At 54.5% G+C, this 11738-nt stretch carries 11 protein-coding genes; 9 read left to right on the forward strand and 2 right to left on the reverse strand.

Annotated elements, in window-relative coordinates; translation table 11 throughout:
- The 8 genes from ACI5FR_RS29700 to ACI5FR_RS29735 form a co-directional block, all read left to right on the forward strand.
- Positions 1 to 917 (forward strand): helix-turn-helix transcriptional regulator (locus ACI5FR_RS29700; protein ID WP_405461238.1); only part of this gene is annotated, 917 nt, incomplete at its 5' end.
- A 178-nt stretch (positions 918 to 1095) separates the two neighbouring features.
- Complete coding sequence (locus ACI5FR_RS29705; RefSeq protein ID WP_405461240.1) at positions 1096 to 1830, forward strand: hypothetical protein; 735 nt, start codon at positions 1096 to 1098, stop codon at positions 1828 to 1830.
- 125 nt (positions 1831 to 1955) lie between these two features.
- The gene (locus ACI5FR_RS29710; RefSeq protein WP_405461241.1) at positions 1956 to 3743 is read left to right on the forward strand and encodes a PAS domain S-box protein; all 1788 of its coding nucleotides are present in this window, start codon (positions 1956 to 1958) and stop codon (positions 3741 to 3743) included.
- Positions 3744 to 3918: 175 nt separating this feature from the next.
- Positions 3919 to 4899: a LacI family DNA-binding transcriptional regulator gene (locus tag ACI5FR_RS29715; RefSeq protein WP_405461243.1), complete on the forward strand. Its 981-nt coding sequence runs from the start codon at positions 3919 to 3921 to the stop codon at positions 4897 to 4899.
- 206 nt (positions 4900 to 5105) lie between these two features.
- Complete coding sequence (locus tag ACI5FR_RS29720; protein WP_405461244.1) at positions 5106 to 6068, forward strand: type 2 periplasmic-binding domain-containing protein; 963 nt, start codon at positions 5106 to 5108, stop codon at positions 6066 to 6068.
- A 38-nt stretch (positions 6069 to 6106) separates the two neighbouring features.
- Positions 6107 to 7072, forward strand: coding sequence for a DUF4855 domain-containing protein (locus ACI5FR_RS29725; RefSeq protein ID WP_405461333.1), 966 nt, complete (start codon positions 6107 to 6109; stop codon positions 7070 to 7072).
- 128 nt (positions 7073 to 7200) lie between these two features.
- Positions 7201 to 8238 (forward strand): acyltransferase, encoded by a 1038-nt coding sequence (locus ACI5FR_RS29730; protein WP_405461246.1) that lies wholly within the window; start codon positions 7201 to 7203, stop codon positions 8236 to 8238.
- Between the two features lie 108 nt (positions 8239 to 8346).
- Positions 8347 to 8823, forward strand: coding sequence for a DinB family protein (locus ACI5FR_RS29735; RefSeq protein ID WP_405461248.1), 477 nt, complete (start codon positions 8347 to 8349; stop codon positions 8821 to 8823).
- A 532-nt stretch (positions 8824 to 9355) separates the two neighbouring features.
- On the opposite strand, the gene ACI5FR_RS29740 is transcribed toward ACI5FR_RS29735, so the two are convergent.
- Both ACI5FR_RS29740 and ACI5FR_RS29745 read right to left on the reverse strand, forming a co-directional pair.
- Positions 9356 to 10429: an amidohydrolase family protein gene (locus ACI5FR_RS29740; RefSeq protein ID WP_405461250.1), complete on the reverse strand. Its 1074-nt coding sequence runs from the start codon at positions 10427 to 10429 to the stop codon at positions 9356 to 9358.
- A gap of 16 nt (positions 10430 to 10445) precedes the next feature.
- The gene (locus ACI5FR_RS29745) at positions 10446 to 10802 is read right to left on the reverse strand and encodes a Rieske (2Fe-2S) protein (RefSeq protein WP_405461252.1); all 357 of its coding nucleotides are present in this window, start codon (positions 10800 to 10802) and stop codon (positions 10446 to 10448) included.
- 132 nt (positions 10803 to 10934) lie between these two features.
- Between ACI5FR_RS29745 and ACI5FR_RS29750 the strand changes: the two genes are divergently transcribed.
- Positions 10935 to 11717, forward strand: a complete 783-nt coding sequence (locus tag ACI5FR_RS29750; protein WP_405461254.1) for a helix-turn-helix domain-containing protein — start codon at positions 10935 to 10937, stop codon at positions 11715 to 11717.
- Positions 11718 to 11738: the final 21 nt, after the last annotated feature.

Consider the following 11738-nt stretch of genomic DNA (forward strand, 5'->3'; position numbering starts at 1 on the left):
TCACGAATCGGCGGTACTTGGCGGTCATCAGTATGCGTCAACCGTCCGACCGCGAGCACGCGATCAAACAGTTGCGGGGGTTGGCCCGGCAATGGGGGGCCGCAGAGTGGCAGCATGGCTTGCCTGTCATTGCGGTGAGCAGACTCCACACGGCCAAGACGGCCAATTGTCCGATTGCTTATCAAGAGGTGGAGGACGGGATGACATACCGGAATATTCATCTGGACGATCCCGTGATCGACTGTCTCGCCATCCGGTTGGCAGGGAAGGTTCACGTTCCGCTGGACGAGATCGAGAGAGCGGCCCGCTACCTCCAAGTCGGCGATGTTGCGAGCTGCATTCGCATCGTGGATGAAATTATCGCGGCCAACGTCAAGCAGCGCGTGCATTATCAGCAATTGGTCCCCGTATTGAAAACCATGTTCTATTCCTTTATCAAACAACTCGAACCTAGCTCGACCACTGACCAGGAGCTGCTTGCGCTGGAAGCGCAATTGAACCAGAGCATGGAAGAGGCGTTCCACTATGAGGCGCTGCGGGATGGACTCGTCCAGGCGATTCGGGTCATTCAGGACCTGGCCGGGATCGCGTCCAAGAACAAGCTGAACCGAACCGAGATCGCCCGCTATATCGAAGAGCATTATATGCATAACCTGCACTTGGACCATATGGCTGAGCTCATGGAGACGTCGCCCAAATATTTTTCGAATGTGTTCAAAAAGCAGTTCGGCGTCAATTTTGTCGAATACCTCAACAAAGTACGGCTGACGCATGCGAAGGAGCTATTAAGAGGCACGGACATGTCGGTCGCGGAGATTGGGGAGAAAACCGGCTATTCGAACGCCGCCACGTTCACTAATACGTTCCGAAAATATGGGGGGATTTCGCCAAGCGAATACCGGAAGCAGCTGTCATGATGGCGTGCCGCTGCCAATCCGACTCTAAGCTTCACCTTTCGGTTCCGTGTCCTCCTCCCATTGGAGAGGGCGGGAAACACCTAGGTGAGGATTATGTAAGCCGAATGAAGTAAAATGTAAGGTCCCGGTAAGGTCTGGGAGGGGGCGTTCTGGTATGCTTGCTTGGAGGTGAGATACGATGTCCAACCCTATTCCGCAGGAAGGGACCTGCACATATGAATTTCCGGGGCGCTGGCTCGGCGGAGCTGCACTCGTTCTAGGACCGCTTTTGCTTCTCGTCGGGGTTCTTCTCCGATACCCGTTTCATTTTTTCTTTCCGGATCAGTTGGCCGCCTACCTCGATCATCCCAGGCTTATGACCGCTGCCTATAGCTTCTTCGCCGCCGGGCACGTCACATTGTTGCCGGCGGTTCTTCACTTGGCGCGTAGGATCGGCGGCCGATGTCCGCAGTGGGCATTCTGGGGAGCGCTATTCGCGATGCTCGGCCTAACCGCGAGAATCTTTCACGCAGGCGCAGACCATCTCGCTTTTCAACTGGTTCGTGTACAGAACCTAGAGCTGGCTACACAAACGGTAGCGGATGCTTACGGGGCGTTTCATCTTTTTAAAACGTTCAATTTGTCGATCATGCTGGGGTGGATCGTGCTCGCCATCGGAGCGTATCGCTCGCGGACCTTGAAGCTGTTCCCGAGCGTTGCCTTAGCTCTTATGGCCTCATTGCCGCTCGGTATCCTCAAGGGAAGCACTGTATTCTCATGTCTCGCTTCACTAGGGTTGTGTGTCGCCCTCATTCCTTTTGGCATTCGTGTCCTTAGGGAAGGCTCGAGACCCTCCGCGATCGTCCTGTTGGGGTGGAGCACAGGAGTTTTGTGCGGAATCGGGCTCTTTTACTTCGTGGGGCAAGCCGGGTAATTCCGTTTTCCCTCTCGCAATCGGTTATTTTGATTATTTTTTGATATCACAAACAGGGTTTTAAGAGAGGACGGAGAATGATGAATTAATCGTCAGAAAAATAATTCACAAAGAGGTAAACGCGCTTGTACAGCAAATACACCACACTTCTTGAGTCTATTTTCCACCTTACCTCGGATGGGATTGTCGTTGTTGATTTGGAAGGACGGGTTTTGGAAATCAACAAGAAATTTGAGGAGCTCCATGGGTGGACCCGAGAGGAAATAATCGGCAAGGTGCTGCCTATGACACCGGTGCGCGATAGAGCCGGGGCTTATCAGCTGTACAAACGCATTTTGAATGGAGAACAATTCTCGGGCCTGGAAGCGATGAAACTGCGCAAGGACGGAAGCACGTTCTATGCGGCGGTCACCATTTCGCCGGTGAAGGACGAATCGGGCAACATAATCGCTTTTGTCGGGGTAGAGCGGGACATCACGGAAAAGAAAAGAGCCGAGCAAGCCCTGAAGGAAAGCGAGGAGCGATATCGGATCTTGGTGGAAAGCTCGCCGGAGCCGATTGTTGTGTTCACGGACAGTAGAATCTCCTTCGCCAATTCCGCAGCGGCTAAACTGGTAGGTGCGGAAACGGCGGATTCGCTGATCGGTGGACGGATCTACGATTTTATACATCCGGAATACGTCACCGATTTAACCCGAAGGGTCGGGCAGTTGCTCCAAGACGGGGCGGCGAGTGAGATGATGGAGAAGAAGCTGATCCGGTTGGACGGTCAAGTCTTGGACGTCGAGGTGAGGGCGGTCGCCGTGAACTTCGGAGAAGCCTTTTCGGTCCTCTTGTTGTTCCGCGACGTCACCGAGCGCAAGCAGGTGGAGATGGAGCTTCTGGAGCGGGAACGGCAGTATCGGCGCGTACTGAAGCTGTCCCCGGAGCCGATCGTTCTGCATCGGGAGGGAATCGTGCAGTTTGTGAACGATATGGGGGTCAAGCTTTTTGCCGGGAAGAGCCTGGACGATTTTGTCGGCCGTTCGATCTATGATTTTATATGCCCGAGCTACCATTCCATGATCTCCGAGCGGATGAATCAGCTGCTTCAAACGAATGACTACCTCGATTTTATCGAGATGAAAGTGATCCGCTTGGATGGGACGGCCCTCGATGTCGAAGTAGCGTCCATTTACATTTACAAGCATGTGGGCTATCCGGTCATTCAGATCGTCATCCGGGATATGACCGAACGCAAGAAGGCCGAGGAAATGATGCGAAGGTCGGAGAAGCTGTCGGCGATCGGCCAACTGGCGGCCGGAATCGCTCACGAAATCCGCAATCCCTTAACTTCCCTGAAGGGGTTCACTCAACTGTTGAAGGCGAGGAACACGCAGTATGTCGATGTCATGATGGGGGAGCTCGAACGCATCGAATATATTGTAAACGAATTCATGACGCTGGCTAAACCTCATATTGCCGCCCATACCATTACGAGGATTCAGTCGTTGGTGGAAAATGTGGTGCTGTTCATGCAGCCGCAAGCGCTGCTCTGCAGTGTGCAGATTAACCTGACTCTGGAAGACGACTTGAAGCCGATCAGTTGCGACTCCAATCAGATCAAACAAGTGGTGATGAATCTTCTCAAAAATGCGATGGAGTCGATGCCGGAGGGCGGAACGATCGAGGTAGAGGTGAAATGTACGCCGACTCAGGGCATCCTCATCCATATTGTCGATCACGGAATCGGGATTCCGGAGGATAAGCTGTCGCGATTGGGAGAGCCGTTTTTTTCGATGAAGGAGAATGGAACCGGATTAGGGCTCATGATCTGTCAGCGCATTATCGAGGCGCATCGGGGGAAAATGTCCATTCAAAGCAAAATCGGACAAGGAACCGCGGTGAGGATCGAGCTTCCCATCTCCATTTAAATAACGTCCGTTACTCACATTTTGTCGAAGATTAACTAAATTTGTCCCTTGATCGGCCTGATCCCCTTTCCTATGCAAGCCGGGTATAGTATAATGATCACAGTAAATCAGGAAGCGTGCGGAGAATCGGGATAACGATCGTTATCACAATGAGAAGCTTCTTGGGGAGGGGCGCATGGCTGTAACCAAAAAAGAAATCGCGGACTACTTGGGCATTTCCCGAACCGCCGTCTCGCTGGTCTTGAACAACACCCCGAACAGCACCATCTCGGAAGAGACGAGAGCCAATATTATCCGCGCGGCGAGGGAGCTCGGCTACCGCGAGGCCGAAGTGTCGCCGAAGATCTGCTACATTCTGTACAACCGCGACACGGAAGATCCGCTGTACGCCACCGATCTGAAGCTGGTCGAGAAGGCGGCCAGCCGGCATGATTACCGGCTCTTGTATATGATGATCGGCGCGAATGCCAAGGACTACAAGCGGCTCGAGAGCTGCCTCGGCAATAAAGAAATCGAGGGCGTGCTGATTACAGGCGACGTCGACGACCGGGTGCTGGACATCCTCGAGCAATCCGGCGTGCCCTACGTCGTGTTCAGCAGCCTGGAGAAGCCGAGCGTGAACAGCGTGGAGCCGGACGTCGTCCGAATCGCCATGGAATGCACCAACCATCTGATCGAATTGGGTCACCGGAATATCGCGCTGCTCAGCGGTGGGCTGGATCAGCTCGTGCATCAGAGGACGCTCGAGGGCTACAAAAACGCCCTTAAGGATGCCGGGATCCCTTACGACCGGTCCCTGGTCCAGGTGAGCAAGGAAGAGAACGGCTACGAGCTGTGCCAGCGGATGGAGCTGCTCGACATTCCTTACACCGCCGCCTTCTGCGTCAATACGCTGATCCAATTCGGCGCCCTGCAGCGATTGAAGGATCGAGGCGTTCAAGTGCCGCAAGAGATCAGCCTCATCAGCTGGGGGATGACCGATGTGGTCAAGATGAGCATGCCGCCGCTGACGACGTATTATATCGACGTGAAGGAGAAGGGAATCGTAGTCGATCGGCTGATCGAGCTGATCAAGGATGGCGGCGGAGAAAGGAAGACGATTTATCTGACGAATATCAAGCTGTTCGAGGGCGGGACGACGTCCGTGTGCCGATAAGAAACCCTTCCGCGTAGAGCGGAAGCGGATCCTTGAATAACCTGACCGGTGATGGAGCGGTCGGGTTTTTTGCTATGTCTTAGGAGCCGTCGAGCGTTACTAATAACGTTAGTTATGGATTATTGACACTAAAAATAACCGGTGTTATGATCGGGGTGTAGCTGAGAAAATCAGCTAGTATTTGACAGTAGAGGGAGGTTGTGTTTTTGAACAAGAGCTGGAAGGCCGTCACCGCGGGAGCTCTAACCATCCTTGCCGCCTCGGGCCTCGCCGCCTGCAGCAAGGAGGAACAAACGCCTGCTTCAACATCGACATCCGCACCAAGCGCGCAGGGCACCGCAACGAAAGAAAAGAAAGCGATTACATTGGAGTGGCTGACGTACCAATACGGACCGGTCGACGACAATGCACCCAGCAAGAAGCTGCTCGAGGAGAAATTCAACGTCAAGTTCAATATCTGGAACATGGATGTGAACAAACGGGACGAACTGCTCGGGGCCAAAATCGCGGGCGGTCAAATTCCCGACTTCATGACCGTTTATTCGCTGGCGGATCTGAAGAAATTTTACGATCAGGGCATCATTACGAGCTTCACCGAAGAGGAGCTCAAGACTTATATGCCCAAGTACAAGGCGCTCATCGATAAATACGACCCGAAAATCTGGACTTATTTCAAGCAAAAAGACAAATATATCGGCATCCCGTACGTGAACTTCAACGGGCAATACAGCCTCGCCACAGCATGGAACAAAACTTGGCTCGATAAAGTCGGGATTACGAAGGTGCCCGAGACGCTGGAAGAATTCAAGGACGCCGTCTACAAATTCCGCAACAACGACCCTGACGGCAACGGGAAGAAAGATACATACGGCATGTCCAAATCGGCGATGACCGACGTGTTCGGCGCCTACGGGATCTACAACGAATTCTGGACGATTCGGGACGGGAAGATCGTCTGGAGCGGGATACTGCCGGAAGCCAAGAAAGCGCTCGAGACGCTGCGCCAATGGAAGAAGGACGACGTGATCAACCCGGAGTGGACCCAGGGGCAGTTCGGAGAAAATACCGGCGGGTACTGGGCGGTCCGTCGGCGAACGGTCCTAAGCCGGAACGCGGCTATCCGACCGCCGGATCGAAGGAAGTCGGGGGCATCAAGAACGAAGTCCTGATCTATACGGGGGAATGGCAGTACCAGCCGTCCGATTGGATTTCGTTCAAGAAGGAAGACTACAAGCCTTACGTATCGTATCTGGATCAAGATATGAACCGGAAGGATTTCATGTTCGACGGGTTTTTGTTCATGCCTTATGCCCCGCTGATGGACGGAGCGAATTACGGGCCGACGACGGGCAAGCCTACGAACAAAGGGCATTTCGAAAAGCATCTGAACCGATTGTTCCGGTCGGATTATGAGATCGGGGCGTTGAACGAAGCGGTGAAGGAAGCGAAGGCCGAGCTGCCGAACCGGGATTACGAAGCGAAGGTCGTGATCGCGATTCCGTACCCGCGCACCGATCAGAGCGACTTCGGCGATGTCGACGGCGACGGGATCAGCGAGAACATGAATGTGAGCCAAGTCGGGGAAGAAGCCGCGCTAGAGAACCGCAAGAAAGTCGTCAAATGGTTTATCGACGAAGTGTACCGCCGTTGGGACGAAGGGCATTATTCGGATCTGAATCTTGTTTCGTTCTATTGGTACAACGAATTCGTAGCGCACCAATTGAGCGACAAGGAAGACGAGCTCATTCAATGGACGTCGGATTACGTGCATTCGAAGGGTGCAAAGTTCCAGTGGATTCCGTATTACTTCGCGCGCGGCTGGAGCGATTGGAAGAAGCTCGGCTTCGACTCTGCCGTGATGCAGCCGAACTACATGTTCCAGAACACGGCCGAGGACCGGCTGGACACGATTGCGCAAGCCGCTTACGATCATGGAATGGGCGTGGAGATGGAGCTCAGCGACGCCGTCCTGACCGATGCAGCGCTTCGCAGCCGATATTATGCCTACTTGAACAAGGGCAAGGAATATCATTACATGACCCAGTCGTACAACGCGTTCTACCAGCAGGTGAAGACGCTGCAGAAGGCCGTTGCCTCCACCGATCCTGTTGCCCGCGAAGTGTATGACCGTACTTATGACTATATCAAGGGCACTTATCAACCGCGGAAATAATTGCTAATCGCGGCTGGAAGCGGGACTATATTCTGTTGCGTCGGAGGACCGGCAGAATATAGTTCCTTTTCGTTTGCATAATTTGGGAATTCCCCTATACAATACAAACTATAGGGGGACAAACGGTGATGAAACGATATTGGAATGAAATCGGAATTACAAGAGGGGTAGCGATAGCAGGCGTGGTCAGTATTCACGCCACCTCCCAGGCCAGCGTTCGCTTTTCGGAAGGCAGCTCGCTGCACTTCATCTATAGCCTCCTGAACAAATGGGGACATTTTTCGGTTCCCGTTTTTATTTTGCTGAGCGGACTTGCGCTGACGAACCGGTACATGGGAGCTTGGAACCTGGAGGGCGGGGTTGTGTTCTACAAGCGAAGATGGATGCATGTGGTTGTTCCGTATGTGCTGTGGTCGTTCTTGTATCAAGCGCTGCATCTCTTCCTGTACAACGAGGAGCTGTCCGTGGGATCGATGCTGCTGCAGCTCGTTTCCGGCACGGCCCATTATCATTTGTACTTCATGATTTTAATCATTCAATATTACTTGCTGTTCCCTATTATCCTAGCTGCGTTGCGACCGTATTCGCGTGCTTCGTTCCTGCTGGTCGCCGTCGCGGTGATCATCCAAGCGGCAGCCGGAAAGGTGCTTTACGAAGCGGGATGGGAAGACAAGTCTTGGCTGTTCACGACTTATCTCGCCTTTTTCGTTGTCGGTTGTGTCATGGGGGCCGCTTACGAGCGTTGGCGACCGATCTTGTCGAAGTACGTGCCGTTCACACTGGGGGCTGCACTTGTATTGTTAGTCGTTCATTTGGTTGTTGGGATGTGGCACTTGTATGAAAGCGATTATGCGGGATTATGGGTGCGAGAAACGATCGTGTACGGTTATTCGTTCTTCGCGGCCTGGTTTTTATTAGGAATCGGTCAGCGGTTGAATGAGGGGCGATGGGGGATGCGGCTTTTGAGGGCGCTTGGTCAAGCCTCGTTCGGAATTTATTTGATGCATCCGGCCCTCTTATCCTTGCTCGACCAGCTGCCCTATCCGTCCGGTTGGTCTTACCATGCCGCGGTTGCCATTCGGTTTACGCTAGCGCTTTTGGTTTCCTATCTGCTTACCCGATTCCTTCGAGGGCTGAAGGGGGTCCGGATCTTGGTCGGGAAGTGATGGAGTGGCATGAAAGCGTGACTTGGGAGAAAAGGGAGCTTGAGGTTCGCTGCGGCATCCACTACAATACGGTACACGGGGACAAATCCGCCAGGAGGAGAGATGACCATGGACGCTTATTTATTCAGACAGTTGAATTTTGTGCGGGGGCAGGTGCTGAAGCAGCTGCAGGGGGTGACGGAAGAGGCGGCAGACCGCATCCCGGATGGCTTCCGGAACTCGATCCGCTGGAACGCGGGGCACATCTACGTCGTGCTGGAGCGGTATGCTTTTCTGTATACCGGGCTGCCGCTGTATTTGCCGGAAGGATTCAAGGAGCAGTTCGAGTTCAACACCTCGCCGCCCACTAGGCCGGACGGTGTGCGTGTCCCGACGCTCCCCGAGCTGGAGCAGCTGATGAGCGGGCAGCTGGGTCGCATCCAGGAGGCATTGGGTGATCGCCTCTCGGAGCGGCTCGCGAATCCGTATACGACCTCGACCGGCATGACGCTGGAGACGCCGGAGCAGTTCCTTAGCTTCAACCTGTACCATGAAGGCATGCACATGAGCGTCATTAAGCTGTACAAGAAGCTGCTGGGCGTGTGAGTTAAACGAGAGAGATTCGATTTGGAGAAACCCATGTCATCGCAGTATGACGTTGGGTTTCTTCGTTTTTGAAGCATGCTGTTGTTGGAAATCGCCGACATTGGCGAATTGCACGAGGTATTTTGGGGGCGAGCCTGCGGTTGCTAGGTCCAGAGGCGTCGTAGTTCGATTTTGTCGAATTGCAGGGAATCGGAACTGCCGTTGCTGATGTCTAGTTCGATTTTGCCTAATTGGAGCGTACTTTTCGAACAGACCCGCTGCCAACTAGACTTGTAAGTAGGTAAAATCGAATTGCGTGCGCCTATTCAGGACCACGCTGCCTTCTAATTTGACGAAATCGAATTTCAGCATCAGGAGCTTTCTGCAAGAGTAACCTGCAAGAGATGCCTGCCAGTCTCACTCTCTCGTATTAAAGGAAAAATGCGCGATTTGAGGGAAAAATGCCAAAAGAGAGGGATGTTTCCCTCTCATGAGCGAAAAATGCGGATTTGCGAGCTTAGGCGAGGGAGGTTTTCCCTCTTACTTGCTACAGCTAAGGCAACCGGAACAACCGCCTGGCGTTCTCGCTGAAAATTTTGCGCTTCTTCTCGAGCGGCAGCCGGGACAGGATCTTCGTCGGATCGTCGAAGTCCCAGTGCGGGTAGTCGCTCGAGAACAGCAGCATGTTCTCGGCGTCGAACATCTCGAACATCTGCTCGAGGTGCTTCGGGTTGTCCGGCTCCTCGATCGGCTGGGTCGTCATGAAGCAATGATCGCGGACGTACTCGCTCGGCAGACGCTTCAGCCAAGGCGTAGAGGTGCGCAGCGCCTTGAAGTTTTTGTCAAGCCGCCATAGGAGCGGGGGCAGCCATGTAATGCCGCCTTCGCAGAGAATGACCCGGAAGTCCGGGTACTTCTCGAACACGCCCTCGCACACGAAGCTGACCAGATGGGCCATGAACGTCTGCGGCAGGCAAGTGTGCCATTGCAAGTAGTTCGAGACGTAGCCGACGGCCGTTGGGGCGCTGTAGATGCCGGCGCCCTCGCTGCCGGGGTGCATCAGGAACGGCAGCCCATGGCGCGCGCACGCCTCGTAGATCGGGTGGTAGAAGCGCTGACCGTAGGGCCGCGGCGAACCGCCCGACACGCAGACGGCGACGATGTCCGGATGCGGCCCGATGCGGTCGATCTCTCGCGCCGCCTGCTCCGGATCTTGCGTGCCGATGCACATGTAGCCCTTGAACTTCGGGCTCTTCGGCAGCCACTCCGCGATCAAGTAATCATTGTACGCCCGGCACACCGCGGCCACATAATCGACATCGGCGAAGCCGGATACGCCAATGACGGAATCCGAGCACAGCATGGCGTATTCCACCCCGAACGGCTCCACATAGTGCGACAGCATGAACTCGGGGTCCGACCCGACGGGCAAGCCGTTCGGGGGATTGGCGTCCTTGCGTTTGTTCCCGATCGGGGAAGCATAGGGCAGCCCGGCACCGGGCATGCCCGATGTGAGCGCGTAGCTGCGCCAAGGTTCATCCAAGTACGGGATGAGATCGCGTCCGCTGCGAAAAGTGTTGTGCACGTCGCAGTCAATTACGGGCAGCCGGTCAGTCTTTGCTGTCATGTGTCTTGCCCCTCCTTTATCGTCCAATTACGACACCGATCGTGCCGTTCTCCACCACAACCGGGTAGGACCGTACCCGGACCTTCTCGCTGAACAGCGATTTCCCGGTCTTCAGATCGAACTCCCACCCATGCCACGGACACCGTACAATCTCTTGCTCCCGTCCGTAGATATATTCGTACACCTGCGATTCCAGCGTCGTTCCGCACACCGGCCCTTTGCACAATTCCGCGCCCTGATGCGGACAGTAGTTATGAATGGCATAATACTCGCCCTTCACGTTGTACAAGCCGATGGAGCGATCCTCCACTTGTATGATTCGATACGTACCTTCCGGGAGTTCCCCTACGCTGGCGACCGGATAGACGGCCATGCGATCCAGCTCCTCTCTAGCGTTCAGTTGACTTCATTGTAGAGGAGAACAAGTGTCGGCACCATTGCGAAAACAACTGTTATTTGTATGATTCTAAGGTATAATGATAGAAAAAAGGAGGGGCGTCCGGACATGCTGGAGCTCGTATCGGTGTACTTCGACGACATGCATCCCGACTGGCAGAAGGAAGAAGCGGCGACGCTTACCGACATTCTGATCTTGACCGTTCAGGGACAGGCTGTCTATATCGTTGACGGGGAGACGGTGCTGCTCGAGAAGGGAGATTTCCTGTATATTCCGAAGGGGGTCCTAAGAGCGGGGCATAACGCACCCGAGGGGCCGCATCAGAAATATTCCGTGCATTTCCACCTCGAGTCGCCTGGACCGTTCCCCGCCATCGTCCCCGCGTCGTACGGCAAGGTGCGGACACGCAATCTCGACTACATGAAGCAGCGGTTCACCGTGTTGGCCCAGCACTGGTTCCGCCGGAAGAAGCATGACGAAGTGATCTGCACCGGGATCGCGATGGAGCTGCTCGGCTATTACGCCCAGGATTCGGCGGAGGACCGGTTCGCGTCGATCAAGCTGCGGCTCATGCGGGAGGTGCAGGATTATATCCTCGAGCATTACCGCGAGCCGATCCGGATTGGGGAGCTGGCCGAGCTCGTAGACCGCGCCCCTAACTATGTGACCCAAGCGTTCAAGGAAGTGACCGGGATGACGCCGATCACCTACCTTCACCAAGTCCGGGTTCACTCCGCGCGCGACCTCATGCTCAATACGAAGCTGACGATCGGGGACGTGGCGGACTACCTTGGCTACAGCGACCAGGCCCATTTCAACCGCGTGTTCAAAAAAATTATGGGCTATCCGCCCTCGTCCGTGCAGCGGGAAGTGCTGAGAATTCAACCGTAGTCCGGCTGGCCGTTCAAGCTT

The sequence above is a fragment of the Paenibacillus sp. HJGM_3 genome, assembly GCF_045062745.1.
Classification (GTDB): domain Bacteria; phylum Bacillota; class Bacilli; order Paenibacillales; family NBRC-103111; genus Paenibacillus_AA.

Bases quoted from the DNA above. Each gene is read 5' to 3' on its own strand.
- ACI5FR_RS29705 (WP_405461240.1), top strand. From the start codon at position 1,096: ATGTCCAACCCTATTCCGCAGGAAGGGACCTGCACATATGAATTTCCG.
- ACI5FR_RS29715 (WP_405461243.1), top strand. From the start codon at position 3,919: ATGGCTGTAACCAAAAAAGAAATCGCGGACTACTTGGGCATTTCCCGA.
- ACI5FR_RS29730 (WP_405461246.1), top strand. From the start codon at position 7,201: ATGAAACGATATTGGAATGAAATCGGAATTACAAGAGGGGTAGCGATA.
- ACI5FR_RS29735 (WP_405461248.1), top strand. From the start codon at position 8,347: ATGGACGCTTATTTATTCAGACAGTTGAATTTTGTGCGGGGGCAGGTG.
- ACI5FR_RS29740 (WP_405461250.1), bottom strand. From the start codon at position 10,429: ATGACAGCAAAGACTGACCGGCTGCCCGTAATTGACTGCGACGTGCAC.
- ACI5FR_RS29745 (WP_405461252.1), bottom strand. From the start codon at position 10,802: ATGGCCGTCTATCCGGTCGCCAGCGTAGGGGAACTCCCGGAAGGTACG.
- ACI5FR_RS29750 (WP_405461254.1), top strand. From the start codon at position 10,935: ATGCTGGAGCTCGTATCGGTGTACTTCGACGACATGCATCCCGACTGG.